The sequence below is a fragment of the Amycolatopsis marina genome (assembly GCF_900111885.1).
Lineage (GTDB): Bacteria > Actinomycetota > Actinomycetes > Mycobacteriales > Pseudonocardiaceae > Amycolatopsis > Amycolatopsis marina.
Genome location: NZ_FOKG01000010.1, coordinates 248,280 through 272,735, shown reverse-complemented (window position 1 = coordinate 272,735; position 24,456 = coordinate 248,280). Strand labels below are relative to the sequence as shown.

Annotated in this window: 32 protein-coding genes; 20 read left to right on the top strand and 12 right to left on the bottom strand. The window is 67.8% G+C overall.

Annotated elements, in window-relative coordinates:
• Positions 1-50 precede the first annotated feature (50 nt).
• The 3 genes from BM199_RS18360 to BM199_RS18350 all read left to right on the top strand — a co-directional run bounded on the left by BM199_RS18360 (position 51) and on the right by BM199_RS18350 (position 1,967).
• On the top strand, positions 51-566 hold the full coding sequence (locus BM199_RS18360; RefSeq protein WP_091674468.1) for a hypothetical protein: 516 nt from the start codon (positions 51-53) through the stop codon (positions 564-566).
• A gap of 82 nt (positions 567-648) precedes the next feature.
• Positions 649-1,299, top strand: a complete 651-nt coding sequence (locus BM199_RS18355) for a superoxide dismutase family protein (protein ID WP_091674467.1) — start codon at positions 649-651, stop codon at positions 1,297-1,299.
• An 11-nt stretch (positions 1,300-1,310) separates the two neighbouring features.
• Entirely contained in the window at positions 1,311-1,967 is a 657-nt protein-coding gene (locus BM199_RS18350) for a UdgX family uracil-DNA binding protein (protein WP_091674466.1), read from the top strand.
• On the opposite strand, the gene BM199_RS18345 is transcribed toward BM199_RS18350, so the two are convergent.
• Positions 1,957-2,382 (bottom strand): STAS domain-containing protein, encoded by a 426-nt coding sequence (locus BM199_RS18345; protein WP_091674465.1) that lies wholly within the window; start codon positions 2,380-2,382, stop codon positions 1,957-1,959. The genes BM199_RS18350 and BM199_RS18345 overlap by 11 nt on opposite strands.
• 190 nt (positions 2,383-2,572) lie before the next feature.
• Positions 2,573-3,427 (bottom strand): SDR family oxidoreductase, encoded by an 855-nt coding sequence (locus tag BM199_RS18340; protein WP_091674500.1) that lies wholly within the window; start codon positions 3,425-3,427, stop codon positions 2,573-2,575.
• 170 nt (positions 3,428-3,597) lie between these two features.
• On the opposite strand from BM199_RS18340, the gene BM199_RS18335 reads away from it, so the two are divergent.
• Both BM199_RS18335 and BM199_RS18330 read left to right on the top strand, forming a co-directional pair.
• Complete coding sequence (locus BM199_RS18335) at positions 3,598-4,044, top strand: hypothetical protein (RefSeq protein ID WP_091674464.1); 447 nt, start codon at positions 3,598-3,600, stop codon at positions 4,042-4,044.
• An 83-nt stretch (positions 4,045-4,127) separates the two neighbouring features.
• Complete coding sequence (locus BM199_RS18330) at positions 4,128-4,691, top strand: hemerythrin domain-containing protein (protein ID WP_091674463.1); 564 nt, start codon at positions 4,128-4,130, stop codon at positions 4,689-4,691.
• A gap of 81 nt (positions 4,692-4,772) precedes the next feature.
• On the opposite strand, the gene BM199_RS18325 is transcribed toward BM199_RS18330, so the two are convergent.
• The 5 genes from BM199_RS18325 to BM199_RS18305 all read right to left on the bottom strand — a co-directional run bounded on the left by BM199_RS18325 (position 4,773) and on the right by BM199_RS18305 (position 7,591).
• On the bottom strand, positions 4,773-4,958 hold the full coding sequence (locus BM199_RS18325) for a DUF2795 domain-containing protein (RefSeq protein WP_091674462.1): 186 nt from the start codon (positions 4,956-4,958) through the stop codon (positions 4,773-4,775).
• Between the two features lie 96 nt (positions 4,959-5,054).
• Positions 5,055-5,390, bottom strand: a complete 336-nt coding sequence (locus BM199_RS18320) for a hypothetical protein (RefSeq protein ID WP_091674461.1) — start codon at positions 5,388-5,390, stop codon at positions 5,055-5,057.
• Entirely contained in the window at positions 5,377-5,769 is a 393-nt protein-coding gene (locus BM199_RS18315; protein ID WP_091674460.1) for a hypothetical protein, read from the bottom strand. Before BM199_RS18315 ends, BM199_RS18320 begins: the two co-directional genes overlap by 14 nt.
• A gap of 155 nt (positions 5,770-5,924) precedes the next feature.
• A complete protein-coding gene (locus tag BM199_RS18310) occupies positions 5,925-7,154 on the bottom strand; it encodes an NRAMP family divalent metal transporter (RefSeq protein WP_091674459.1) in 1,230 nt (409 codons plus the stop codon).
• Positions 7,151-7,591 (bottom strand): hypothetical protein, encoded by a 441-nt coding sequence (locus BM199_RS18305; RefSeq protein WP_091674458.1) that lies wholly within the window; start codon positions 7,589-7,591, stop codon positions 7,151-7,153. The genes BM199_RS18310 and BM199_RS18305 overlap by 4 nt, the downstream gene beginning before the upstream one ends.
• A 138-nt stretch (positions 7,592-7,729) precedes the next feature.
• Here BM199_RS18305 and BM199_RS34955 point away from each other — a divergent pair, with 138 nt between their 5' ends.
• The 4 genes from BM199_RS34955 to BM199_RS18285 all read left to right on the top strand — a co-directional run bounded on the left by BM199_RS34955 (position 7,730) and on the right by BM199_RS18285 (position 9,998).
• Complete coding sequence (locus tag BM199_RS34955; protein ID WP_281245713.1) at positions 7,730-7,861, top strand: hypothetical protein; 132 nt, start codon at positions 7,730-7,732, stop codon at positions 7,859-7,861.
• A 21-nt stretch (positions 7,862-7,882) separates the two neighbouring features.
• Complete coding sequence (locus tag BM199_RS18295; RefSeq protein WP_091674457.1) at positions 7,883-8,263, top strand: VOC family protein; 381 nt, start codon at positions 7,883-7,885, stop codon at positions 8,261-8,263.
• Positions 8,264-8,370: 107 nt separating this feature from the next.
• The gene (ligD, locus tag BM199_RS18290; RefSeq protein WP_091674456.1) at positions 8,371-9,321 is read left to right on the top strand and encodes a non-homologous end-joining DNA ligase; all 951 of its coding nucleotides are present in this window, start codon (positions 8,371-8,373) and stop codon (positions 9,319-9,321) included.
• A gap of 56 nt (positions 9,322-9,377) precedes the next feature.
• A complete protein-coding gene (locus BM199_RS18285) occupies positions 9,378-9,998 on the top strand; it encodes an L-threonylcarbamoyladenylate synthase (RefSeq protein ID WP_091674455.1) in 621 nt (206 codons plus the stop codon).
• Between the two features lie 10 nt (positions 9,999-10,008).
• On the opposite strand, the gene BM199_RS18280 is transcribed toward BM199_RS18285, so the two are convergent.
• Positions 10,009-10,731: a polyamine aminopropyltransferase gene (locus BM199_RS18280; protein WP_091674454.1), complete on the bottom strand. Its 723-nt coding sequence runs from the start codon at positions 10,729-10,731 to the stop codon at positions 10,009-10,011.
• Positions 10,732-10,789: 58 nt separating this feature from the next.
• A complete protein-coding gene (locus tag BM199_RS18275; RefSeq protein WP_091674453.1) occupies positions 10,790-11,287 on the bottom strand; it encodes a MarR family winged helix-turn-helix transcriptional regulator in 498 nt (165 codons plus the stop codon).
• A 45-nt stretch (positions 11,288-11,332) separates the two neighbouring features.
• Between BM199_RS18275 and BM199_RS18270 the strand changes: the two genes are divergently transcribed.
• Positions 11,333-12,256 (top strand): EamA family transporter, encoded by a 924-nt coding sequence (locus BM199_RS18270; RefSeq protein WP_091674452.1) that lies wholly within the window; start codon positions 11,333-11,335, stop codon positions 12,254-12,256.
• 22 nt (positions 12,257-12,278) lie between these two features.
• Positions 12,279-12,917: an NAD(P)-dependent oxidoreductase gene (locus tag BM199_RS18265; RefSeq protein ID WP_091674451.1), complete on the top strand. Its 639-nt coding sequence runs from the start codon at positions 12,279-12,281 to the stop codon at positions 12,915-12,917.
• A gap of 20 nt (positions 12,918-12,937) precedes the next feature.
• Here BM199_RS18265 and BM199_RS18260 read toward each other — a convergent pair whose 3' ends face one another.
• From BM199_RS18260 to BM199_RS18250, 3 genes are all read right to left on the bottom strand, one after another.
• Positions 12,938-13,648 (bottom strand): cation efflux transmembrane domain-containing protein, encoded by a 711-nt coding sequence (locus BM199_RS18260; protein ID WP_091674450.1) that lies wholly within the window; start codon positions 13,646-13,648, stop codon positions 12,938-12,940.
• Entirely contained in the window at positions 13,645-14,010 is a 366-nt protein-coding gene (gene cmtR, locus BM199_RS18255) for a Cd(II)/Pb(II)-sensing metalloregulatory transcriptional regulator CmtR (protein WP_091674449.1), read from the bottom strand. Before cmtR ends, BM199_RS18260 begins: the two co-directional genes overlap by 4 nt.
• A 118-nt stretch (positions 14,011-14,128) precedes the next feature.
• Complete coding sequence (locus BM199_RS18250; RefSeq protein WP_091674499.1) at positions 14,129-15,037, bottom strand: LysR family transcriptional regulator; 909 nt, start codon at positions 15,035-15,037, stop codon at positions 14,129-14,131.
• A 73-nt stretch (positions 15,038-15,110) separates the two neighbouring features.
• On the opposite strand from BM199_RS18250, the gene BM199_RS18245 reads away from it, so the two are divergent.
• From BM199_RS18245 to BM199_RS18205, 9 genes are all read left to right on the top strand, one after another.
• The gene (locus BM199_RS18245; protein WP_091674448.1) at positions 15,111-16,076 is read left to right on the top strand and encodes a DMT family transporter; all 966 of its coding nucleotides are present in this window, start codon (positions 15,111-15,113) and stop codon (positions 16,074-16,076) included.
• A 176-nt stretch (positions 16,077-16,252) separates the two neighbouring features.
• Entirely contained in the window at positions 16,253-17,485 is a 1,233-nt protein-coding gene (locus tag BM199_RS18240; RefSeq protein ID WP_245788440.1) for an amino acid ABC transporter substrate-binding protein, read from the top strand.
• Positions 17,486-17,492: 7 nt separating this feature from the next.
• Positions 17,493-18,377 (top strand): branched-chain amino acid ABC transporter permease, encoded by an 885-nt coding sequence (locus BM199_RS18235; RefSeq protein WP_091674447.1) that lies wholly within the window; start codon positions 17,493-17,495, stop codon positions 18,375-18,377.
• Positions 18,378-18,381: 4 nt separating this feature from the next.
• Positions 18,382-19,464 carry a branched-chain amino acid ABC transporter permease gene (locus tag BM199_RS18230; RefSeq protein ID WP_091674446.1) on the top strand — a complete coding sequence of 361 codons (1,083 nt, stop codon included), beginning with the start codon at positions 18,382-18,384 and terminating at the stop codon, positions 19,462-19,464.
• Positions 19,461-20,213 carry an ABC transporter ATP-binding protein gene (locus tag BM199_RS18225; protein ID WP_091674445.1) on the top strand — a complete coding sequence of 251 codons (753 nt, stop codon included), beginning with the start codon at positions 19,461-19,463 and terminating at the stop codon, positions 20,211-20,213. Before BM199_RS18230 ends, BM199_RS18225 begins: the two co-directional genes overlap by 4 nt.
• A complete protein-coding gene (locus BM199_RS18220; RefSeq protein ID WP_245788439.1) occupies positions 20,203-21,168 on the top strand; it encodes an ABC transporter ATP-binding protein in 966 nt (321 codons plus the stop codon). Before BM199_RS18225 ends, BM199_RS18220 begins: the two co-directional genes overlap by 11 nt.
• Before the next feature lie 32 nt (positions 21,169-21,200).
• Complete coding sequence (locus tag BM199_RS18215; protein WP_177242675.1) at positions 21,201-22,355, top strand: Gfo/Idh/MocA family protein; 1,155 nt, start codon at positions 21,201-21,203, stop codon at positions 22,353-22,355.
• Entirely contained in the window at positions 22,352-23,521 is a 1,170-nt protein-coding gene (locus BM199_RS18210; protein WP_091674444.1) for a dihydrodipicolinate synthase family protein, read from the top strand. The genes BM199_RS18215 and BM199_RS18210 overlap by 4 nt, the downstream gene beginning before the upstream one ends.
• Complete coding sequence (locus BM199_RS18205) at positions 23,518-24,441, top strand: sugar phosphate isomerase/epimerase family protein (protein ID WP_091674443.1); 924 nt, start codon at positions 23,518-23,520, stop codon at positions 24,439-24,441. The genes BM199_RS18210 and BM199_RS18205 overlap by 4 nt, the downstream gene beginning before the upstream one ends.
• The last annotated feature ends 15 nt before the right edge of the window (positions 24,442-24,456 follow it).

The window sequence follows — 24,456 nt, the reverse complement described above, 5'->3', positions numbered from 1 at the left end:
CCTTCGGCGGCGAACAGCCGGGGCCGGACGCGGACGACGAAAGGATCCCAGTGAACTCCCAGACCGCGCAGGTCGAAGACCTCCAACTCGTCACCTACCCCAGCGCTGTGAACTGCACGGACTTCTTCGTCCGGTTCACGCTCACCGAATGGGCCCTGCGGCCGCTGCAGGACGAGGCCACGCATGCCGCCGCTCATTTCGTCGCCGACGTGGTCGATCGGGCGAACCCGCGCGAGCCGGGTTTCATCACGGTTCGGCTACAGGTCCGGGCAGATCATCTGCTCGTCGAGGTCGAGGACGACCAATCCCCGCAGCCGCCTTCCGCCTCGCCCCGTCTCGCGGACCGGCGGACCGGCGTCGTTCCCAGGGGCGACCGCGGCAAGATCGCCTGGTGCGAAATCCCGCTGCCGATGGGAGTGTCGGCCTCGGGAGTGGCACTGCCCCGACGCGACGGCAGGCGGTCGCTGGTGCAGGAGCAGATGGCAGGCGAGAGCGCGGTGGTGGATCCCGATCTCGCCCGGCGCGTGCTGACCGGCCTGAACCGCTTCTCCCCCGACGGAAACTGAACCACGCGCTCCGCGCTGCCGTGTCCGATGGCGCGCTCCGTGCAGCCGATTGAACCTGGTCACCGCGGGGAACACCGTAGTGATGAGACGTGACCAGAGGATCAGTTCGAGCTGCCGGTACGCCATCACGCTCGCCGCCGTCGGGCTCCTCGCCGTGTCGTGCACCGACGACTCGGCTCCCAGTGCGAACGAGAACGAGGAGGCTCCCGCTCCGGCAACCTCGGCCACCGGCAGCGAGGTGAGCATGAACGGGACGCTCAGGGAGGTCTCCGACAACACCGGTGACTCCATCACCTACGACACGGAGCTGGTTCCCGTGGGCGCGGTGATGCGCGTCGAGTCCGAGAGCGAGAACGGCAGCACCACCGTCGAACTGGAGATCGAGGGTTTCCTGCCGGATCGCGGCTACGCGGTGCACGCGCACACCGAGCACTGTGGTCCCACCGGGGACAAGGCAGGGCCGCACTACCAGCACAAGGTGGATCCACAGGCCACGCCGGACGACCCGTCACACGATCCCACGTACGCGAACCCGCAGAACGAGATCTGGCTCGACGTGGTGACCAACGGCGAGGGCAACGGTGAGACCAGCACGCGGGTTCCCTTCGTCTTCACCGACCACGCGCCGAACTCTGTCGTGGTCCACGAAGCGGCGACCACACGCACCGGCCCCGGCGAGGCTGGGAAGGCAGGCGGGCGCATCGCCTGCCTGACTGTTCCCTTCGGTGGTTGAGGAGAGACGACATGACCGACGCATCCGACTACCTTCCGGGGAGCAGAAGGCTGCCGGACCTACGCACCGCGGTGCAGCAGTGCCGGGGCTGTGACCTCTACCAGGACGCGACGCAGGCGGTGTTCGGGGAAGGCCCGCAGGACGCGAAGCTCCTCTTCGTCGGCGAGCAGCCAGGCGACGCCGAGGACCGGGAGGGGGAGCCCTTCGTCGGCCCCGCGGGCAGGCTGCTCGACCGCGCGCTGCGGGACTGCGGCATCGACCGTGAGCAGGTCTATGTCACCAATGCCGTGAAGCACTTCCGGTTCACCAGGCCGGAACGCGGTAAGCAACGACTGCACAAGAAACCCTCGCGCGGGCAGATCCTCGCCTGCCGTCCGTGGCTGCTGGCGGAACTCGGCGGCACCGATCCCGACGTCGTCGTCTTTCTCGGCGCGACCGCTGCCCAGTCGGTGCTCGGAACCGGCTTCAAGGTCACCGAGCGCCGAGGCCAGGTGGTGGACCTGCCCGAGGAACTCGTGCACCGGCCGATGCACGCCGTGGCCACCGTGCACCCCTCCTCGGTGTTGCGAGCTCCCGACCGAGACGCGGCGTACACCGCGTTCACTGCGGATCTGCGTGTGGTCGGCGACCTGGTCACGCCGGGCGGCCGTGCCAAGGTCAGTGGTTGATCCGCGGCGAAGCCGACGCCACGACGGGGCCCAGATCGAGCAGGGCCCTGGACAGGGAAGGCCGGACACGCAGGCGGTCACGCAGGCCGCTGACGAACAGCGGTCGCAGTACCGCACGGCGCGTGGACACGACACACATCGGGATCCCCGCCCTGCGGGAACGGGCATCGGTCTCGGCGAGCACCGACAGTCCCGCGCACCCGAGGAACTCGACTGCGGACAGGTCGGCGATGAGCGCGGCGGGCGCACAGTCGAGTTCGGTGGCCAGCGCCGAACTCATCGCCTTCCCGGTCAACGCGTCGATGTCACCGTCGAATCGGATCACCGCGATCGTGTCGACGTACTCCGAGCGAATCAGCAGATAGTCCTGGGACACACGACTCGAGCGACGCTGTAGCGGTACAGGGGTGGTCATGCCCGTCCTCCCTCACACACGGATGTTGTGCGGGAGCGACCGTCACCCGTTCGTCGAGCTCAGGAAGGGGACGGACTCCCCATGGCTGCTGTCTCAACCGAACTCGACGAGCATATTCTCTGTCACGGTTCAGAAACAACTTCATCACGAGTTGTCACTAGACCGGGTGTCCGTCCCCGAACGTTGTTCGTCAGCCCGGCATCGTCTCGCCTCCGAGTGCCGCGATGACCTCACCTGTGTAGTACGAGGAGAGGCGGTTCGACGCGAGGAAGACGAACGAGGGAGCGAGCTCGTCCGGTTGGGCGGGTCGTTTCATGGGCACCTGCTGCCCGAAGCCCTCGACCTTCTCCTCGGGGAACGTCGAGGGAATGAGCGGTGTCCACACTGGGCCCGGAGCGACACAGTTGATCCGGATCCCTCTCGGCGTCAGCGCCTGGGCCATCGAGTAGGTCCACGCGTTCACCGCCCCCTTGGTCGCCGAGTAGTCGATCAGCGACTTGTTCCCCCGCAGCCCGTTCACCGAGCCCGTGTTGACGATGACGTCACCCTCGCCGAGATGCGCAAGAGCGGCAGCGGTGACCCGGTAGTAGCTGTGGATGTTGACGTCGAACGTCCGCATCCACTGTTCCTCGGTCAACTCCTCCGGCGATTCCACCGGCCATTGCGTGGCAACGTTGTTCACCAAGATGTCCAGGCCGCCGAATGCACGCACTGTTTCGTCGACAGCGGCCCGGCACTGCTCCGCCCGGCCAAGGTCCCCCGGGACCAACTCGCAGCGCCTGCCCTGGGCCCGCACGAGCTCGGCGGTGCGCTTCGCATCCTCGTGTTCCTCGAGGTACGCGATGCAGACGTCAGCACCCTCCTTGGCGAACGCGACCGCGACGGCCCGGCCGATACCGGAGTCCCCGCCGGTGATCAGCGCCCTGCGATCGGCCAGCAGTCCGCGTCCCTCGTAGTCCTCCATCGAGTCGCGCGGCTCGGGCCGCATCTGCTCGGTGGACCCGGGCGGGTTCTGCTGCTGCGGCGGCTGGTTCCTCTGGGCCATCATGCCTCCTGTGCTCCGGCTGTTCCCTCTGCCGCTCCGGCTACCCGCGGTGTCCGCGGGCCAATCACCCGGGCCCCACGAGAACGGTGTGAAGCGCCTGTGCCCCGGGTACCCGTGCCGCGACCCCATCGCACTCCCCTACCGGCACGATCGACAGGAACGACAACACTGTGGACAATTCGGACTTCGGTAGCGACAAGGACGGCGTCATCGACCAGGAGCACCACTTCCCCTTCGTCGTGGACCCACGATTCGCCCGGCTGCTCACCCCGCTACATCTCGATCGGAAGACCAGCGGCGTTCGAGTCGGCTGGGACGGGCTTTCCGTGCGGTTCGGACCGTGGCACGTCCATTCGCCGCTGACGAACATCGCGGGCGCCTCGGTCACCGGGCCGTTCTCGGCGCTGCGGGCGATCGGAACACGTGTGTCCCTTATGGATCGTGGGCTCACGTTCGGGACCAACACGCTCATCGGCGTGTGTATCGACTTCCACCGGCCGGTCCGCGGAGTGGAGCCATTGGGCGTCCTTCGCCACCCCGCCCTCACCGTCACCGTGGCCGAACCGCAACTGCTCGCCCGTTGGCTACGCAGTCACGCGACCGCCCCCGGTGCTTGAGCTGTGCCCCCTGCCCATGTTCAGTTCGCGGAGGTTCGGGTACCCCGTGGCCACGGACTGACCGATATCGTCACGGAGGCACAATGACAACGCAGGAACGCACTGACCTGATCACCGTCATCACGAATGACCACCGTGAGGTCGAGCGGGTGTTCACCGAGTTGGAGAGCGGGTCCGGCACGCCACAGCATCGCCGGGACCTGGCCGATCACGTGATCGCCGAACTGGTCCGCCACTCGGTCGCAGAAGAGCAGTTCATGTACCCCGCGGCGCGCAAGCACCTCCCTGGCGGCGATGAGCTCGCTGATCACGAGATCGAGGAGCACGCCGAGGCCGAACAGGTGATGAAACAGCTCGAGGACGTCGAGCCCACCGACCCCCAGTTCGACCAGTTACTGCGGCAGCTGATCGAGGACGTCCGGCACCACGTGCAGGACGAGGAGAACGACCTGCTGCCCAAGTTGCAGTCGGCCTGCTCCGACCAGGAACTTCGGGACCTGGGCGAGAAGGTGCTGCGGGCGAAGAAGATGGCACCGACCAGGCCGCATCCCGGCGCACCGGACAAGCCGCCGGCCAACCTGATGCTCGACCCCGGCGCGGGCCTGATCGACAAGGTGCGGGACGGGCTCAGCGGACGGAAGAACTAGGAGCTGTTCGACCGTCCCGTACGAAAGCCGTCGGTCCCGGTACTCACCCCGGGCCGACGGCTTTCGTACGGAGTCCCCCGTCTACGTGTAGGCGCCACTCACGTCGTCGGGGCCGTTGTAGGTCTGGTCCGGCAGTTCCTGCAACCCCTGGAGAACATCGTCGGGTGCGCCCTTGCTGCGGGCGTGCTGCACCAGGTCGTCCCTGCTGCACGGATAGTCGACACCGCCGAGGAATTTCTGCAACTGGACCGGATTCGGCTGCGACATGGTCACGCTCCTCTCGTCGCTCGCGTACTGGGGACGCGTACCCGAACGAGGCGCGTGGAAACCGGCCCTCACTCCCTCGGGAACCACTGACACCGATCAGTGCGGTATGTCGTGGACGGAGCGCAGCGCATCCCAGGACTCGCGCAGGTGAACCGCGCTGCCCGCGTCGATGTCCACCTCGTCGACGCCCGCGTACCGCGTGTGCCGATGCACCAGGCGCAGGACCGCACGCAGGACCGCCGGGCCGCGCTCGTCCCGACGTTCGTAGCCGAACAACCGCCAGCGATGTGTGGCGAGCACGAGCCCGTCCACCACCAGCGCGGCCTCTCCTCCGGTCCCGCCCTCGGCGCGTGTTCTGACCTCGATGACCACGCCCCGCCGCCTGCCGTCCGCGTCCAGAATCGGCGTCCCCAGCAGTTCACCAACTCGCATGGCCACCTCCGGGAATACGCCGGATCACTTTCTGCCGCAATCGTTGCTCGGTCGGACTCAGCACCGCTCCTGCCGCGTCGTCGGTGACGTGCACCGCCGAGTCCACCCCGGTCACCTGATCGAGCGGGATGGTCCTGGCTTCGTCCGGACCACCGAAACGGGCCAGCAGCCACCGCAGAGGTACTCGCGCCCAGCCGATTCTGGGCAACAGCGCGGCCGTGCCCACCACCAGGGCCTGGACCTCGAGACGGCCGTCCGGCCGGGTCCGAAGCTCGAGGTCGTCGACCTTGCCCGCCGATTGCTCGTTCCGGGCCACGATCTGGTGGTCGAGCAGCTCGGTGCCCAGATCGACCCACTCGCGTCCGTGCCAGTCGCTCATATCTGCCTCACTCGCCGGCGGGCTGCACATCGCTCAATGCCGTACCCGGCTCGCCCACGGTGCCAGTCGCTCATATCCGCCTCACTCGCCGGCGGGCTGCACATCGCTCAATGCCGTACCCGGCTCGCCCACGGTGCCAGTCGCTCATATCCGCCTCACGCTCCCATTCCCGTCATCACCATCAGCGGGATCGCCGCGGCCGCCGCGATAACGATCACCACCAGAATCACCAGACCGATGCCGTTGCTGAGCTTCCCGTTCACCGCGTCGCCGAGGTACTCGCGGTCATTGGCCACGATGAGCACCGGCAGGTAGGTCAGCGGCAGGGCGATCGCGGAGAAGATCAGCGCGTACTCGGTCACCTTGATCGGATCGATTCCGGTCTGCATCACCAGCAGGCCCGCCAGCAGGGCCAACCCCAGTGCCAGGTGGAACCGGGACGCCTTCACCGGCGGCAGTCGCTTGCCCCAGGTCCAGCCGAAGTACTGCGCCAGCATGTAACCGCAGGACAGAGCGGTTTCCAGCGCCGCACCCACAGTGGCGGCGAACAGGCCGAACAGTGCCACTGCGACGCCGGCGACACCAAAGGCCAGAGCGATCGGCAGCACGACCTGCCCCAGTGACTCCACACTCATGCCGGTGGGCAGCAGTGCCACCGCCGCGGCAGCGGCGATGCCCGCGGAGAAGACCCCGCCGAGCGGAAACCCGATCAGGACGTTCAGCCGTTGCGTACGCAGGTCCTTCGGCGTCCATTTCTCCTCCACTCCGCCTGAGGAGAAGAAGAACACCTCGTAGGGCGTCATCGCGGCGGCGAACAACGTGACACCGTAGTAGAAATAGGTGGGCAACGGCTCCCCCTGTGGCGCCGCGAACCGCAGTGCCTGGTCGGCAAGCGTGTTCCAGTCCGGACTCAGCCACCACACCGAAAGACCGAAGACGAGAATCATCAGTCCTGCCAGACCGAACGCCTGCTCCATCTTCTCGAACTTCACTCGCCAGAGCACCAGCCAGAGCCCCAGCACTATCGGCACGATCCACGCGATGTGCGGGATACCGCTGGCGAGTTCGATCACCAGCGCGATGCCGCCGATCTGCGCGATCATCGTCAGGAAGGTCACCAAGAACGAGCCGACCAGGTTGGCCAACGCCGCCCTCGGGCCGAGCTTCTCCCGGATCACGTCGTACACCGGGCGGCCGGAGACCGCGACCACCCGGCCGGACATCTCGGCGAAGGCGCAGATCCCGATCACGCCCAGAACCAGCACCCAGAGCAGGCCGAGGCCGTATCGGGCACCGACCTGCCCGTTCGCGACGATATCGCCGATGTCGACGAATCCGCCGATGGCGGTGAGCACCCCAAGGGTCAGGGTCAACAGCTTCTTCATGTCATCCCCAGCGCCTCGATGCGGCCTGCTATCGAGCTCAACTCCTGTCGCACGCTCCGCAGTGTTCCGACTTCCCGTTTGTCCACAGCGGACCGTAGGCTCCGAAGGATGTCCTGTGACCGGTGGACCAGTCCGAGTAGCTCGTCCCGGTGCTGGCGCTGAGCCGGGACTTCGGTGACGATTTCCTCCTTTTCGGACAGCACGGTTTCCGCGTCGTCCAGCATCACCTGCAGGGACACCGTGGGCGGGTGTTCCCGCTGAGCGGCTTCGGCGACCAGCGACATCACCTGCACCTGCGAGTACACCTTCTCTCCAGCCCGGTCCAGAGTGGATCCCGAAGAAAGCGCCCAACTGGCACAGCCACCGTTCGTGAGAGCAAGAACCAGCACCAGCAGCGCGCCGACCGACCGGAACCGACGCGTGCGCTCGGACTGCATCGTGCACCTCCCACGACGACGACCGTGATCAAGCTCCGGTGAGGTACCCGGCGGCAGAAGAACCAAAACAGGGGCGGCACGCCGCCCGGCAGTCCGCTTTCATCGTCGATCCCGAGCAGGCCGGCAGTTCACGCCGTTGTGGGGACGAACACGCGAGCGGTCGCGCTGTGGCGTTCGCTGGGCTTCGACATCATCGGCAGGTTGCCGGAGGGCTTCCTGCACCCGAAGCACGGCTACGTGGGCCTCCACATCACGCACGGTCGCCTCTGACAAGGGACTACGGTGTTCCGCATGCGCCGCATCGACTATGTGATCACCTATGTCGAGTCCCTCGGCCGATCCGTCGAGTTCTACCGCGATGTACTCGGGCTCGAGGTCAGGGTCGAGGGCGACGGTTACGTCGAGTTCGCCGTGGAGAACACGAAATTCTCGCTGTTCGCGCGCGCGAAGCTGCCAGAACTCATCGGTGGGCCCGGCGGCAGGGCACCGACCGGTGAGATCGCCTTCGTCGTGGACGACGTGGACGCCGAGGCCGAGCGACTGCGTCAGGCAGGCGTGCGCCTCCTGACCGGTCCGGTGGATCGACCGTGGGGTGAGCGCACGCTGCACTTCGCCGATCCCGACGGCAATATCGTGGAGTTCGCGCAGAAGATCCCGCGGCGGCGTCGATGACCGAGGAAGCGCGGTATCGGCGAACCTGGGAGACCACCGCGGACTTCCACCTGCTCGACCAGGAATGACCTGTTGACCACGCAGTTCCCCCCGGGGACAGTAGTCGGATGAGCCACGGGGACGAACGGGACGGCGTGGCACTGACCAACCTCGATCAGCCGTTGTTCGAGGGGGCAGGTGCGACCAAGCGGGACCTCGTGGACTATCTGGATGCCGTTCGCGACCGGATCATCCCGGAGTTGCGCGGGCGGCCGCTTTCAGTGATGCGAGTGCTCCGCGGTCAGCGGCCGTTCATGCAGAAGAACGTCCCGAAGTACACCCCGTCCTGGGTGCGCAGGGTCACCGTGTGGGCCGAGTCGTCCAAGCGGGAGGTGTCCTACGCCCTGTGCGACGACCGGCGGACCTTGCTCTGGTTCGCGAACCAGCGTGCCGTGGAGTACCACCCGGCCCTGGTCCGCGCCGAGGCGCCGGAGCGTCCCACCCACCTCGTACTCGACCTCGATCCGCCGGTCGCCAACGCCTTCACCCTCGCCGTGCGCGCCGCTCAGCTGGTCCGTCAGGCGCTCACGGACGCCGGACTCAGCGGTGCGGTCAAGACCAGCGGGGCAAAGGGGGTCCATGTCTTCGTCCCACTCGCCCCGGACGCGACGGCCGACGACGTGGCGGCCGCGACCCGCGCGCTCGCCGCGCGAGCCGAACGTCTCGATCCCGTCCTCGCCACTACCGCGTACATCCGCGAGGACCGCGGCGACCGGGTGTTCCTCGACTCCACCAGGGCCGGTGGCGCCACCGTGGTCGCCGCGTACAGCCCCCGGCTGCGGCCCGGCACACCGGTGTCGTTCCCGGTCGCCTGGGACGAGCTCGATCGTGTCACGCCTGCCGACTTCACCATCCACACCGCGCCGCGGCTCATCGGGGACGGCGACCCGTGGGCCGGGGCGATGCCCGCGCCGCAGCGGCTCGGCTCGGACCTGATCGAGGAGGGCAGGGCGATCCCCGTCGCCAGGGTGCAGGCGATGCACGAGGGCAAGCGCAGGGCCAGGGCCCGGCGAGCCTGATCGCGAACCCGACACCTCACCCGGACACCGCGGCGCACACGGCCTAGGCTCGGTCCATGGCGAAGTACTTCGACGTGCATCCGGACAACCCACAGCGACGCTCGATCGGCCAGGTGGTCCAGATCCTCCGCGGCGACGGTCTCATCGCCTACCCGACTGATTCGTGCTTCGCACTGGGCTGCCAGCTGGGCAACAAGGACGGCATCGACAGGATCCGGTCGATCCGCCAGCTCGACGACCGGCACCACTTCACCCTGGTGTGCCAGGACTTCGCGCAGCTCGGCCAGTTCGTCCACATCAGCAACGCGGTGTTCCGCGCGATCAAGGCGTCCACGCCCGGCAGTTACACCTTCATCCTGCCCGCCACCAAGGAGGTGCCGCGCAGGCTGATGCATCCGAAGAAGAAGACCGTCGGTGTCCGTATCCCCGATCACGTCGTCGCCCAGGCATTGCTGACCGAGATGGGCGAGCCGCTGCTGTCGAGCACGCTGCTGCTCCCCGAGGAGGAGGAGCCGATGACCCAGGGCTGGGAGATCAAGGAACGGCTCGACCATGTGGTGGACGCGGTCGTCGACTCCGGTAGCTGTGGCATCAGCCCGACCACCGTCGTCGACTTCGCCAAGGACGAACCGGAAATCGTCCGGCGAGGAGCGGGCGACCCCGCCCGCTTCGAGTAGGCCGCGCCGCCTACTCCGCTTCGGCCTTGGCGAGGTAGACGGTGTTGGCGGCCTCGCGCTCCTGCAGGGGATTGTGGAAGGTGACGACCTCGGCCCTGACCTCGGCAAAGCTCGCCGACAGCGCGGCCACGAACGATGCGTCGGGCGGATCGTTCGACCAGAGCGCGAACACTCCGCCGGGGTGGAGTCGGCTGCTGAGTGTGCGCAGGCCCTCGGGTTCGTAGAAGCCGGCGTGGCTGGGGTGCAACAGGTGTTGTGGCGAGTGGTCGATGTCGACGACGATCGCGTGGAACCGCCCGCCGGGCACCGCGGAGTCCAAAGCGGACGGCGATTGGACCATCGCGAAGAAGTCACCGTGGACCAGTGTGCACCGTGGGTCCGACCGCAGCGTCGCACCCGCCGGTATCAGCCCCTGCTCATGCCACTCGATCACCTCACCGAGCGCCTCGACCACGGCGAGAGAACCCACGCGGGAGCTCTCCAGCACCGTCAGGGCGGTGTAGCCGAGACCGAGCCCGCCCACCACGATGTCGAGACCGGATCCCGTCACCTCCGCGAGCGCACGGCGCCCGACCTCCACCTCGGCGACGGTGAACAGGCTCGACATCAGGAAATCGTCGTCGAGCTTGATCTCGTAGATTTCCTTGCCCACAGTGGGATCCAGTCTGCGCCGCAGACTGATCTCGCCCATCGGCGTCACGCGCCAGTCGAGCTCCTGAAACCGGGCGCTCACTGTTGACCCCTCGTCCATCCACTCATCGCCGCAGGGTAGTCCCGGGGGGGGTGGACGTTCAGTCGACGGTGTCGCCGAGTGACTCCAGTAGATCCCGCAGTGTGCCCGCGAACACCTCCCGCTGGGCCGGGGTGAGCGCGGCGAGCAGACGGTGCTCCGTGTCGACGTGGTCGGGGAGCGCGCGGTCGATGAGCGCCATCCCCTCGTCGGTGAGGGCGACATCCACTCCCCGTCCGTCCGACGCGCTGGGGGTACGCACCACCAGCCCTCGCGACTCGAGCCGGTCGAGCCGCTGCGTGATGGCCCCCGACGTGACCATGGCCGAGCGCATCAGCCGCGCCGGAGTCAGGCGGTAGGGCGGCCCATTCCTGCGCAGCGTGGCGAGCACGTCGAACGACGGCCGGTCGAGCCCGTGCGCGGCGAACGTCTCCCGCAGCTGGGCACTGATCAGCTGTGACAGCCGCGACAGCCGGCCGATCACCGCCATCGGTGATACGTCCAGGTCAGGCCGCTCGGCGGCCCACTGCTCCAGTATTCGGTCCACGTGGTCGGCCATGAACTCATCCTAGCGCATTGCTTAGCGCTGAGATACATTGTCTTAGTGCTAAGCAATCGAACGGCGCTCATCCTGGTCACGGCCCTCGCGCCCGCCATCTGGGGAACCACGTACCTCGTGACCACCGAACTACTGCCACCAGACCGCCCGCTGCTGGCCTCGGTCCTCCGGGCCCTGCCCGCCGGCCTCCTGCTCCTCGTCCTCACCCGGCGCCTGCCGGAGGGGACATGGTGGTGGCGTGCGCTGGTGCTCGGCACTCTCAACATCGGCGCGTTCTTCGCACTGCTGTTCATCGCCGCCTACCGGCTACCCGGCGGGGTCGCGGCCACCGTCGGCGCACTGCAGCCCCTCATCGTCGCCGGACTCGCGGCGGGCCTGCTCGCGGAACGCCTGACCGTGCGCACCATCGTTGCCGCCGGAGCGGGACTGGCCGGGGTCAGCCTGCTCGTCCTCCGTGCGAACGCGCAGCTCGACACCATCGGGGTCGCTGCCGCACTCGGCGGCGCGGTCGCCATGGCCACCGGCGTCGTCCTCAGCAAACGCTGGACCTCACCGGCGCCGGTTCTCGCCACCACCGGCTGGCAGCTCGTCGCGGGCGGCCTCGTACTGCTTCCGGTGACCCTGCTCGTCGAGGGTCCACCACCCGCAGAACTCAGCGCCTCGAACCTGGCGGGCTACGCCTATCTCACGATCATCGGCTCCGCGCTGGCCTACGCACTCTGGTTCCGCGGGATCCGCGCCCTCTCCCCCACCCAGGTCACCTTTCTCGGTCTGCTCAGTCCGGTGGTCGCCACGACCCTCGGCTGGCTCGTGCTCGGCCAGCACCTCACGGCCGCACAGCTTCTCGGCGGATTCGTGGTCCTCGCGGCGCTGGTCGTGGCGCAGACCCGCCGCCGCACACCGGGGAGTCGCACGCCACGACCACAGCCCGCCGGACCCGCACCGGTTTCCCTCTCCCCAACCCACTGATCTCCCAGTCTGGAGCGACACCATGCGTATCACCGTCTTCGGCGCTGCCGGAAACGTCGGCAGCCGCGTCGTCACCGAAGCCCTCTCACGCGACCACCAGGTCACCGCGGTCGTACGCCGTCCGGCCCGCTTTCCCGAACTGCCCGCCGCCGCCGAAGCCCGTTCTGGCGACGCCGGGACTCTCGAGGACGTCGCCCGCCTGAGCGCCGGACAGGATGTCGTCATCAGCGCGATCCGCCCGATTCCCGGCAGGGAGAACGAACTCGTGACGGCCGCGAAGTCGACGCTGGCCGGAGTAGCCGGCACCAGGGCACGACTACTGGTTGTCGGCGGCGCGGCCACCCTCACCGTTCCCGGCTCCGGCGCTCTGGCAATGGATGATCCGGCCTTCGTTCCTGTCGCCTACCGGGACATTGCGCGGGCCTGCGCGGGACAGTTCGCCGCATGCCAAGAAGTGTCCGATGTGGACTGGGCATACCTGAGCCCGCCCGCACGGCTGGAACCCGGGCTCCGCACGGGCAGCTACCGGCTGGGTGCCGACGAACTCCTCATCGACGCCGCGGGCAACTCGGCGATCTCGATGGAGGACCTGGCGGTGGCACTGGTCGACGAGGCCGAGCGCCCTCGTCATCACCGGAGCAGGTTCACCGTGGCCTACTGAGCATCGAGGTCGGCGCTCGATCAGCAGCAGTGTTCACCACGCCAGGCTTCGCGACCTTCCTTCACCGCGACCGCGGCGATGACCAGGGCGACGATCGGGTCCGCCCAGGACCAGCCGAGCAGACTGTTGGCCAGCAGCCCGATCAGCAACACCCCGGACAGGTAGCTGCACAACAGGGTCTGCTTCGAATCCGCCACCGCACTGACCGAGCCGAGCTCACGCCCGGCACGGCGTTGCGCGTAGGACAGCAACGGCATCACGGCCAGGGACACCGCGGCCAGCACGATGCCCACCGTCGAGTGCTCCGCCTCGGCGGCGCCGAACAGGGCCCGGACGGACTCGACGGTGACGTATCCGGCCAGCGCGAAGAACGACACCGCGATGACCTTCAGTGCAACCCGTTCGCGGGCTTCCGGGTCGGCACCGGAGAACTGCCAGGCCACCGCGGTGGCCGAAGCGACCTCAATGACCGAGTCCAGGCCGAAACCGATCAACGCCGCGGAGTTGGCCACCGCACCCGCGGAGATGGCCACGACCGCCTCGACGAGGTTGTACGTGATCGTCACCGCCACCAGCCACCGCACCCGCCGGGAGAGCACGCCCCGTCGAGCCGGATCGATGGCGCCGGTGGTCGCCGAGATGTCCGGACCGCGACATTGGTCAGCGCAACCGTCCGGCTCCGCGTCGGTGGTGGTCGGCTGAACAGCACGACGCTGTGGGTTCTCGGTCATCCCTGCGCCTTCGACCTCGCTGCCGCGGTGACAGGCAGTGGGTCGTCCAGGCACGACTCGGCGGTGTCGACGGCGAGCACGATGTGCACCATCTCGTGCAGCGCCCGGGACAGGTGCACATCGGCCAGGGCGTAGCGCACCAGGCGACCCTCGTATGTCGCCACGACCAGACCGCAGCCGCGCAGGCAGGCCAGGTGGTTGGACACGTTCGATCGCGACAGACCCAGCTGCTCGGCGAGCCGCCCAGGATAGGACTCCCCGTCCAGCAGTGCGACCAAGATCCGGCATCGAGTGGGATCCGCCAGCGCTCGGCCCAACCGGGCCAGCGCCGCACCCCGCGTCTCACATGTCAATGTCAGCATGCGAGAAATAGTACATCGAGCGCTGATATAACAGCAAGCGCTGAACAATTCAGATGGAAGTGACAGTGGGCCGTGTCGGGACCACGCCCGAGACCTTGAGCCATCCGGCGCGTGGGGACTACCGTCCCGCGACCGCGGGCACCCGTGCCTCCAGCAGTTCGAGGACCCGGCGCACCGCCGGGTGCTCACCGATCGACTTCTTCACCGCGACGCTGACATGCCGCACCGGGGCCGGTGCCACAACAGGAATCGCCGTCAGCCCCGCGGGCAACTCACCGATGCCGAGCTCGGGAATCACCGTGATCCCGATTCCGGTTGCCACGAACGGGATCGCGGTGTGGTAGTCATGCGTCTCGACGGAGAACCGCGGGGAGAAGCCCGCCTCCGCGCAGGCCGCGAGCAGCACCTGACGGCAGGCACCGTGATTCAGATCGTTGTCGACCCACCGCTCCTCCGCCAGTGCCGCGAGCGGAACCTCGGTCAGTCCCGCGAGCGGGTCGCAGTCGCGGACCACCACGAGGTACGGGTCATCCACGAGCCTGCGCACCTGGTGCAATGGCGAGTACTCGGTGCCCGGCCGTTCGACGAAGATGCTGATGTCGACGTCGGCAGCGGCAGTGGAATCGGTGGCTGCGTGCAGTTCCATCATCCGCAGGTCCAGCCGCAACTCCGGGAACTCCGCCATCAGGGCGGCGACGACGGGCGGCAGCCAGGTCGCGCCGATGGAGGAGAAGTAAGCGATCGACAGCCTGCCCACCCGGCCCAGCCGCAGGTCGCCCACGACTCCTTCGACCCGATTCAGCGCCTCGAACAACGATTCCGCCTCGGCCGCGAGGGTCCGTCCCGCCACCGTGGGCTCGATTCCCCTGCCCACGCGGTCGAAGAGCCGCAGCCCTGTCTCCCGCTGCAACAGGGCGAGCTGCTGGCTCACCGCGGACGGGGTGTAGTCGAGGGCGGCGGCCGCCGCGCGAATGGAGCCGGTGGCCACAACGGCGCGCAGGAGGCGCAGACGCGGTACGTCGAGCATGCGCAGATCATACAGCACCACTTAACAGTCATAAAGTAGTAATCGCTTGTGCTGTTGAATCTGGCTGGCGACGATGGCAGTTGTGACTGAACTACTCGAGCCTCCGCGGCAGGGGCAGGCGGCCCGCTCGCCGATTCTGTCCGAACGCAACATGGCGGCAGCCGCTGTCGTCCTCACGGTGGTGCTGTGGGCCTCGGCGTTCGTGGCGATCCGCGGAATCGGGCACGCCCTGTCCCCCGCACCCCTCGCGCTGCTCCGGCTCGCGGTGGCGAGTGTCGCGCTCACCGTGCTGATGCTGCTGCGGCACCGTCGCCTCCCGAAGATTCCGACGTCGGCGACGTCGCTGCGGCTCGTCATCGCGTACGGCGTGCTGTGGCTGGCGGGATACACCGTCGCGCTGAACGCCGCCGAACGCCTTGTCGACGCGGGCACGGCGGCGATGTTGATCAACAGCGCCCCCCTGTTGATCGCGTTCGGGGCGGGCCTGTTCCTGGGCGAGGGCTTTCCGCGAACGCTCATCGTGGGTTCCGTCGTCGCGCTGGCCGGGATCGTGGTCATCGGGATGGACTCCACCGGGCAGCGTGACTGGCTCGGAGTCGTGCTGTGCATCTTGGCCGCACTGCTGTACGCGGCGGGCGTGCTGATCCAGAAGGTGACGTTGCGCAGCGTCGACGGCGCCACCGTGACCTGGCTCGGCTGTGTCGTCGGCACCGCGGTGCTCCTGCCGTGGGTGCCACAACTGCTGGGAGAACTGGCGTCGGCGCCCGCGGGTGCGATCCTGGGCGCGGTGTACCTCGGCCTCGTGCCGACCGCGATCGGATTCAGCACCTGGGCCTACGCACTGCATCGGATGGACGCGGGCAGGCTCAGCGCGACGACCTACGCCGTCCCCGCTGTCGCGGTGCTGCTGTCCTGGATCCTGCTCAGTGAGATACCGACGGCGTACGGGCTCATCGGCGGCGCGATCTGCCTGATCGGTGTCGCGATCTCCCGCTACCGGCCGCGTCGCGCCCCCGGGATGGAGTCCACGCAGGAGTAATGCCGCACCGCGATCGCCCGTTCCCCGCAGGAGGAACGGGCGATCGTCGTCACCGGACCCCACACCGCTGTCCGATCTCGACGCCGAACGCTTGCCCCGACCGGCACGGATCTCTATGCTGCTGCTGAAAGCGCTTACGAAAGCGCTTACAGGGCGACCCAACGGCGGGTGAATCAATGCACATTCCGAACCATCTCCGACTCGGCGCGCTGGTGGCCACCGCGGCCCTCGCGCTCAGTGGCTGCCTCAGCGACAACTCCGGCCAAACCGCGGGCGGGGAGGGCGCTGACGACCCGATCACCATCGGCATCTCCTTGCCGCTGACCGGCGACTTCTCCGAACCGGGCAAAGGCGTCCAGCGCGGATACGAGGCCTGGGCCAAGTATGTGAACGAGAACGGCGGCCTGCTCGGACGCCAGATCGACCTGACCATCCTCGATGACCAGTCGAACGCCGACCGCGTCGCGGCGGACTACGAGAAGCTGATCAACCAGGACGGAGTCGATCTCGTCTTCGGCCCCTTCTCCACCCGCCTTGTCGTCCCGGCCGCTCAGGTCGCCAAGGACTACGGATTTCTCTTCGTGGAACCGGCCGGTGCCGCCGAGGAGGTCTTCACCCAGGGCTTCGACAACCTCTTCTACGCGGCGCCGGCGATCGCCGACGATCACTACAACCACCTTGCCGAGACGATCCTGGCGATGCCGGCGGACCAGCGGCCCAAGACCGCTGCCTACGCCGCGATGGACGACCCGTTCGCACAGGGCACCGCCTACGGACTCAAGGACAAGCTCGAAGCGGGCGGGATCCGGACGGTCGCGGATGAGGTGTATCCGCCCAACACCACGGACTTCGGCTCCATCGCGGCCAAGATCAGCGACTCCAAGGCGGACATCGTCGTCGGCGGCACGCAGTACCAGGACGCGGTGAACCTCATCGTGGCACTGCGCCAGCTGGGGTATCAGCCCAAGCTCGCGGCGTTCTCCACCGCACCGACCAACCCGGAGTTCCCGAAGGCCATCGGCGAGCAGACCGAGGGCATCCTCTCCCCCACCGGCTACACCCCCGAGGCGGTGTACCCGAGCAACAAGGAGTTCGTCGACTTCTACACGCAGACGAACGGCACTGCGCCGACCGAGGACGAGGCGAACGCCTGGACCACCGGCCAGGTGGTGGCCGCCGCCGTCGAGGCCGTCGGCTGCGCCGACCCGACCCCCGAATGCCAGGGACAGCTCATCGACTGGCTGCACGGCAACGAGGTCGACACCGTGGTCGGACCGCTCAGCTGGGACGAGGCAGGACGCCCGAAGGGCGCGCACCTCATCCAGCAGTACGTCGACGGCAAGATCCAGATCGTTCTTCCCGATGACACCAAGGAAGCCGACCTGATCTACCCCAAGCCGAAGTGGTGATACTGACGTGAGTGGTGCACTACTTCTTCAGAGCCTCGTGCTCGGCGTGCTGCTCGGCGGACTGTATGCCCTGCTGGCAGCGGGTCTGACGCTCTACTTCGGCGTGATGCGCGTGGTGATGATCGCCCATTCGGCGTTCCTCATCCTGGCGGCTTATCTCGCCTGGTTCTTCACCACGCGAACCGGACTCGACCCCCTGCTGTCGCTGGTGATAACCGTGCCGTTGTTCTTCGGCCTGGGTGTGATGATGCAACGGCTGCTGATCTCCCGGCTGCGGCCCGCGACGCTCACGATGATGTCGGTGCTGCTGACGTTCTCGATCGCGCTGCTGATCGAGGGAACACTCGGCTTCGCCTTCACCGGAACGCACCGGCGCATCCGGCTTCCGTACTCCGGCGCCCATTTCGAACTCTTCGGCGCCAGCATCGCGGTGGTCAAGCTGATCGCGTTCGGGTTGGCGGCGGTGTCGCTGGCCGGGCTGTTCGTACTGCTGAAGATGACCCGCTTCGGCCAGGCGCTACGGGCGACGATCCAGCACAGGGATGCCGCCCAGCTCGTCGGCATCAACACCGACAGGGTCGCCGGCTACGGCTTCGGCCTCGGCCTCGCCACGGCGGCGATCGGCGGAACGGCGCTCTCGCTGGACTCCACGATCTATCCGTCCCTGCACTGGCACTGGATCGGTCCGCTGATGGCGATCATCGTCGTCGGTGGTCTCGGCAGCATTCCCGGCGCCGCGATCGCCGCGATGGCACTCGGGCTCGGCCAGAGCCTGCTGCAAATCCCGCTCGGGACCACCTGGGCGCAGACGTTCTTCTACATCGCCCTGTTCGCCACGTTGATGCTGCGACCACAGGGATTCTTCGGAGGCCGCCTTGCCCAGCGATTCTGACCTCGTGCGGGTCCACAAAACCGGCGGCGGGCGCACGGCCCGTGCGGTGAAGCTGCTCGCGGTAGCGGCACTGGCCGCGCTGGTGATCGCCTTCCCCGGCCTCGCCCCCGACTCGTTCATCCTCTCGGTCGGCGTGGTGATCATGAGCTACGCCGTGCTGGCTACCTCGTGGAACTTCGTCGGCGGCTTCACCGGTTACATCTCACTGGGCCACGCGTCCTATTCCGGGCTCGGCGGGTACGCGACGGCGCTGCTGATCCTCGAGACCGACATGAACCCCTGGGTCGCGCTGATCCTGGCCGGACTCATCGTCGCGGCGATCGCGGTGCCCATCGGCATCGCCAGCCTGCGGGTTCGCGGGGCGTCGTTCGTCATCGTCTCGATCGCACTCGTGCTGATCCTGCTGCTGGTCTTCCAGAGTTGGGGCTCGTTCACCGGTGGTTCCAACGGACTGCGGGTGCCCCGGCCGTTCGGCGACGACGTGCTGCGCCCCGAACAGCACGAGCGGTTCTTCTACCTGCACGCAGCGCTGCTGGCAGTGGCACTGCTGTGCTGGTGGGCCATCAACCGATCCCGCTTCGGTATGGGACTCAAGGCGATCCGCGAGGACGAGGACAAGGCGCAATCGCTCGGCGTGCCGACGTTCACCTACAAATTGGTCGCGTTCGTCGTGTCCGCGTTCTTCACCGCGCTCGGCGGCGGGCTCTACGCCCTGTGGTTCGGCTTCCTCGACCCGATCTTCCAGTTCTCCATCCTGGTCGGCTCCTACATGGTGCTGATGAGTCTGCTCGGTGGCATCCGGAGCCTGTTCGGACCGCTGCTGGGCGCGGTGCTCGTCGGCTACGCCATGGAGTTCTTCAAGGCCCAGTACGGCGACACCCAGATTCACCTGATCGCGATGGGTGTGCTGCTCGCTGCGGTGGTGCTGTTCATGCCCGACGGGATCATCCCGGCCCTGACCAACCTGGTGAGCCGGTTCCGCCCGCAGGCGGCGTCGATCAGGGAGGTCAGTGCGGCCGAACTCGCCGAGCAACGCAGAACGGCCGAGCAGACTTCCGCAGACTCCAAAGAAGAGGTGCACCGATGACCGCGAACGGCGAGGACACCATCGGCCTCGCGACCGTCGGCCTGACCAAGTCCTTCGGTGGCGTCCACGCCGTGGACGGGGCGAGCGTCGCCTTCCACCACGGCAAGGTCAACGCGCTGATCGGCCCCAACGGTTCGGGCAAGACCACGTTCTTCAACTGCGTCACCGGCATGATCAAGCCCGACGCGGGAAGTGCGAGCTATCGGGGCAGGGACATCACCGGCAAGGCTCCACATCGGATCGCCCGTGCCGGTATCGGTCGCAGTTTCCAGCTGTGCCGGATCTTTCCGCGCATGACGGTGCTGGAGAACATGCTGGTCTCCGTCCACTCCCCCACGTTGTTCGCCCGGCTCGCCTCGGCCCGTCATCACGGCGACATGGAGCGGGCACGCGAACTTCTCGCCCGCGTCGGCATTGACCATCTGGAGAACACGGAGGCCCGCGATCTGTCCTACGGCCAGCAGAAGCTGCTCGAACTCGCAGGCGTGCTGATGGCGGACCCCGAGACCATCATGCTTGACGAGCCCGCCGGTGGGGTGAACCCGGCCCTGATCGACCGCATCGGCAGCCTGGTGCGCTCACTCAACGCCGAGGGCAGAACCTTCCTCATCGTCGAGCACAACATGGACATGGTGATGAGCCTGTCCGACCACGTCGTCGTCTTCGACCGGGGCAGGCCCATCGCCGAGGGCACACCGGACGAGGTCCAGAACGACCCCCGAGTCCTGGAGGCCTACCTTGGCGTCTGAGAGAGCTTCTGAGAACTGGGAGTTGGGTGGTCACGGTGATCCGTGGAACTCGGCCGACGAAGTCCCGCTGTCGAGGCGGCAGGGCGCCAACCAGCAAAACCGGACAGTCCCTGGAAGTCAGAGCCCTGGCGACTCGATCGCGGACCCGAGTTCTCAAACGGACTCTGAGAGAAACCCGGACAAGTATCTCCTAGAACTCGTCGACATCGAAGCGGGCTACGGCCGCGCGGCGCTGGTGCTGCGCGGACTGACCGTGCGAGTGCCACCGGCCAGTGTGGTCTGTCTTGTCGGTCCCAACGGGGCGGGTAAGTCCACAGTGCTCAAGGTGGCCAGTGGCATGCTCACGCCTCGCTCGGGGCGGGTGCTGGTCGGCGACCAGGACGTCACCGGCCGTGGACCGCAGCGGATGCTCGAAGCAGGGCTTTCCCATGTCCTGCAAGGACACAGCGTCTTCAAGGAGATGGCGGTCTCGGAGAACGTGCTGCTCGGCGCGTACACGATGAAGGACAAGTCGGAGATCGCCGACCGGGTCGACTTCGTCAAGAGCCTCTTCCCCGTGGTGGCGCAGCGGTGGAGTTCCCTCGCCGGGGCACTCTCCGGTGGCCAGCAGAAGCAGGTGGAGTTCGCCAGGTCACTCATGGTCAGCCCTCGGGTGGTACTGCTGGACGAACCGTCGATGGGACTCGATCCCAAAGCGACTGCCACCGTGTTCGAGCAGGTCGCCCGGATGCGGGACGCGGGCACCGCGGTACTGCTCGTCGAGCAGAACGCCCGCAGAGCGCTGGAGACGGCCGACCTCGGTTGTGTGCTTGACCTCGGCCGGGTCCATATTGCCGGCCCCGCCGCCGACCTGCTCGCCGATCCGCAACTCGCCGACCTCTACCTGGGCAACCGTCGTGCGGCCGGCGAATCCACGCCACCGGCCGGTTCGACGGCCACCAATTCGACACCATGACGCCGAGTTCCGACACCGGGAGCAGAAATCTCATGACCACGCACACCTACCGCATCCTGATGAACGGCGTCACCGGCCGGATGGGCTACCGCCAGCATCTGCTGCGGTCGATTCTGGCGATCCGCGACGAGGGCGGCATCGCCGTCGACGACGGGAACCGGATCCAGGTGGAGCCGGTGCTGGTGGGCCGCAACGCCGACAAGCTGGCCCGGCTCGCCGAACAGCACGGGATCGCCGAATGGAGCACCGACCTCGACACGCTGCTGGCCGAGGACGCCGCGCAGATCTACTTCGATGCCCAGGTCACCAGTGAGCGCAAGAAGGCCATCCTCAAAGCCGCGGTTGCGGGCAAACACATCTACACCGAGAAGCCGGTCGCGGCCACGGTCGACGAAGGCATGGAACTTGTCCGGGCCGCCGAAGCGAGCGGCATCGTCAACGGTGTCGTGCACGACAAGCTGTACCTGCCGGGCCTGCAGAAGCTCAAGCGCGTGATCGACTCCGGGTTCTTCGGCCGGATCCTCTCCGTGCGCGGGGAGTTCGGCTACTGGGTGTTCGAGGGTGACCACACGCCGGCGCAACGACCCAGCTGGAACTACCGGGCCGAGGACGGCGGCGGCATGGTGCTGGACATGTTCTGCCACTGGAACTACGTGTTGGAGAACCTGTTCGGCAAGGTCAGGGCCGTCACCGCGAAAGCGGTCACGCACATCCCCGAGCGCTGGGACGAGCACGGCAAGCGCTATGACGCGACAGCGGACGACGCGGCGTATGCGATCTTCGAACTCGACGGCGACGTGATCGCCCAGGTCAACTCCTCGTGGGCGGTGCGCGTCGAGCGCAAGGAGCTCGTGGAGTTCCAGGTCGACGGTACGCACGGCTCCGCGGTGGCAGGCCTGTTCGGCTGCCGGGTACAGCCACGCGTGCGCACACCGAAACCGGTGTGGAACCCCGATCTGCCCACCACCGAGGATTTCCGCGCCCAGTGGGACGAGGTGCCGGACAACCAGACGTTCGGCAACGGCTTCCGGGCCCAGTGGGAACAGTTCCTGCTCGACGTGCACCACGGCAGGCCCCATCCCTACGACCTCGCTGCCGGGGTGCGCGGGCTCCAGCTCGTCGACGCCGGGCTCACCTCCTCCGCGGAGGGCCGCACCGTCACCATGCCGGAGGGTGGTGCCGCGTGAGCCGGGAGGCAACCCGAATCCAGCTGCCCACGACCGAAGGCACCTGGACCGACGTCGAACTTCGCGAGCCACGCCAGTGGAAGGACCACCCCCGGCCCTACGCGTCGCGCGTCGCGTTCGCGGCGGCGCACGTGGTGGCCGATCCACTCGGTGACAACACCCCCGGCGCCCCCGCGGTCGTGGACTGGGAGTCCACACTGGCTTTCCGGCGTGAGCTGCTGCGCTACGGACTCGGCGTGGCGGAGGCCATGGACACCGCGCAGCGGAACATGGGCCTCGACTGGCCTGCCGTGCAGCAGCTCGTCCGGCGCAGTGCCGAGCAGGCGAGGGCGCAGGACGCCAGGATCGCCTCCGGCGCGGGCACCGACCACCGCGCCGAGATCAGTGGTATCGACGAGGTCATCGCGGCCTACGAGGAACAGGTCGCCTTCGTGGAATCGACCGGCTCACAGGTGATTCTGATGGCCTCGCGTCACCTCGCCCGCGAAGCGCGCTCGGCCGAGGACTACCGGCGGGTGTACGACACGATTCTTCGACAGGTGGCCGAACCGGTGATCCTGCACTGGCTCGGCGAGGCCTTCGACCCGCAACTGGCCGGCTACTGGGGTTCGACGGATGTGGCCACCGCTACGGAAACGTTCCTCGGCCTGGTTCGCGAGCACGCGGACAAGATCGACGGAGTGAAGGTCTCGCTGCTCTCGGCCGAACACGAGCGCGGCCTGCGCGCCGAGCTGCCGGACGGCGTGCGGCTCTACACCGGCGACGACTTCAACTATCCCGAGCTGATCCGCGGCGACCCGGAACACCATTCGGACGCACTGCTCGGCGCGTTCGCCGCGATCGCCCCAGCCGCGTCGGCCGCGCTGTCCGCGCTCGACGAGGGCGACTTCGCAACCTATGACGCGGAGATGGCTCCCACCCTGCCCCTTTCGCGGCACATCTTCAGCGCGCCCACGTTCTACTACAAGACGGGGATCGCTTTCATGGCATGGCTCAGCGGCCACCAACCCGGCTTCACGATGGTCGGCGGGCTGCAGTCGGCGCGCGGCGTGCCGCATCTGGCACGCGTGTTCGAACTCGCCAACGAAGCGCGGCTGCTGCCCGACCCCGAGTTCGCCGCGCACCGCATGCGGCTGTGGCTCGAGGCGGCGGGAGCGGGCCGATGACCAGCACACACACCCCTTCGACGCGGGCAGAGGAACTGGACGTCCCGTCCGGCCTGCCCGCCCGCGTGGCCACCCCGCGCCCCGGCGACCCCCGGCTGGCACGGTTGTCGCTGAACCAGCGCACCACCGCTCGCTGGTCGCTGCGAGAGGCGGTGGACGGCTGTGTGGCGGCCGGCATCGGCTCGATCGGTGTGTGGCGTGAACCGGTCGCCGAAGTAGGGCTCGACATCGCCGTCCGGATGATCGGCGATGCGGGTCTGCGGGTGTCGTCGCTGTGCCGGGGAGGGTTCTTCACCGCTGCCGACCCGGTCGCCCGTGCCGCGGCACACGAGGACAACATCACCGCCCTCGACGAGGCGGCGGCACTGGGCTGCGACACACTCGTGCTGGTGCCCGGGGGGCTGCCCGAGGGCGACCGGGACCTCGCCGCCGCGCGAGCCCGTGCCGCCGAGGCTGTCGCCGCACTCGTGCCCCCTGCTCTCGAACGCGGTGTGCGTCTCGGTATCGAACCGATGCACCCCATCTTCGCCGCCGACCGTGGGGTGATCTCGACGCTGGCGCAGGCCCTGGACATCGCGGAGCAGCATCCCGCGGACGCGGTCGGTGTCGTGGTGGACACGTTCCACGTGTGGTGGGAGCCGGGTGTGCTGGCGCAGATCGCCCGTGCCGGAGACCGCATCGTCAGTTACCAGGTTTGCGAGTGGATCACCCCGTTGCCCGCGGACTCCCTGCTCAGCCGCGGAATGATGGGCGACGGTCACATCGACTTCGGCGCGCTGACCAGAGCTGTGGCCGCCGCGGGCTACACCGGGGACGTCGAGGTTGAGATCTTCAATGCCGACGTCTGGGCCGCCCCCGGCGCCGACGTCGTGGCCACTCTGGCGCGCAGATACGTCGAGATCGTGGAGCCGCAACTGTAGCGACTCCTCCCCCGG

Coding starts and splice junctions, on each gene's coding strand:
- BM199_RS18245 (WP_091674448.1), top strand. CDS start 15,111: ATGGCAGTTGTGACTGAACTACTCGAGCCTCCGCGGCAGGGGCAGGCG.
- BM199_RS18350 (WP_091674466.1), top strand. CDS start 1,311: ATGACCGACGCATCCGACTACCTTCCGGGGAGCAGAAGGCTGCCGGAC.
- BM199_RS18205 (WP_091674443.1), top strand. CDS start 23,518: ATGACCAGCACACACACCCCTTCGACGCGGGCAGAGGAACTGGACGTC.
- BM199_RS18355 (WP_091674467.1), top strand. CDS start 649: ATGAGACGTGACCAGAGGATCAGTTCGAGCTGCCGGTACGCCATCACG.
- BM199_RS18275 (WP_091674453.1), bottom strand. CDS start 11,287: ATGGCCGACCACGTGGACCGAATACTGGAGCAGTGGGCCGCCGAGCGG.
- BM199_RS18315 (WP_091674460.1), bottom strand. CDS start 5,769: ATGAGCGACTGGCACGGACGCGAGTGGGTCGATCTGGGCACCGAGCTG.
- BM199_RS18330 (WP_091674463.1), top strand. CDS start 4,128: ATGACAACGCAGGAACGCACTGACCTGATCACCGTCATCACGAATGAC.
- BM199_RS18240 (WP_245788440.1), top strand. CDS start 16,253: ATGCACATTCCGAACCATCTCCGACTCGGCGCGCTGGTGGCCACCGCG.
- BM199_RS18265 (WP_091674451.1), top strand. CDS start 12,279: ATGCGTATCACCGTCTTCGGCGCTGCCGGAAACGTCGGCAGCCGCGTC.
- BM199_RS18260 (WP_091674450.1), bottom strand. CDS start 13,648: ATGACCGAGAACCCACAGCGTCGTGCTGTTCAGCCGACCACCACCGAC.
- BM199_RS18250 (WP_091674499.1), bottom strand. CDS start 15,037: ATGCTCGACGTACCGCGTCTGCGCCTCCTGCGCGCCGTTGTGGCCACC.
- BM199_RS18340 (WP_091674500.1), bottom strand. CDS start 3,427: ATGGCCCAGAGGAACCAGCCGCCGCAGCAGCAGAACCCGCCCGGGTCC.
- cmtR (WP_091674449.1), bottom strand. CDS start 14,010: ATGCTGACATTGACATGTGAGACGCGGGGTGCGGCGCTGGCCCGGTTG.
- BM199_RS18345 (WP_091674465.1), bottom strand. CDS start 2,382: ATGACCACCCCTGTACCGCTACAGCGTCGCTCGAGTCGTGTGTCCCAG.
- BM199_RS18320 (WP_091674461.1), bottom strand. CDS start 5,390: ATGCGAGTTGGTGAACTGCTGGGGACGCCGATTCTGGACGCGGACGGC.
- BM199_RS18325 (WP_091674462.1), bottom strand. CDS start 4,958: ATGTCGCAGCCGAATCCGGTCCAGTTGCAGAAATTCCTCGGCGGTGTC.
- BM199_RS18285 (WP_091674455.1), top strand. CDS start 9,378: ATGGCGAAGTACTTCGACGTGCATCCGGACAACCCACAGCGACGCTCG.
- BM199_RS18305 (WP_091674458.1), bottom strand. CDS start 7,591: ATGCAGTCCGAGCGCACGCGTCGGTTCCGGTCGGTCGGCGCGCTGCTG.
- BM199_RS18215 (WP_177242675.1), top strand. CDS start 21,201: ATGACCACGCACACCTACCGCATCCTGATGAACGGCGTCACCGGCCGG.
- BM199_RS18225 (WP_091674445.1), top strand. CDS start 19,461: ATGACCGCGAACGGCGAGGACACCATCGGCCTCGCGACCGTCGGCCTG.
- BM199_RS18310 (WP_091674459.1), bottom strand. CDS start 7,154: ATGAAGAAGCTGTTGACCCTGACCCTTGGGGTGCTCACCGCCATCGGC.
- BM199_RS18295 (WP_091674457.1), top strand. CDS start 7,883: ATGCGCCGCATCGACTATGTGATCACCTATGTCGAGTCCCTCGGCCGA.
- ligD (WP_091674456.1), top strand. CDS start 8,371: ATGAGCCACGGGGACGAACGGGACGGCGTGGCACTGACCAACCTCGAT.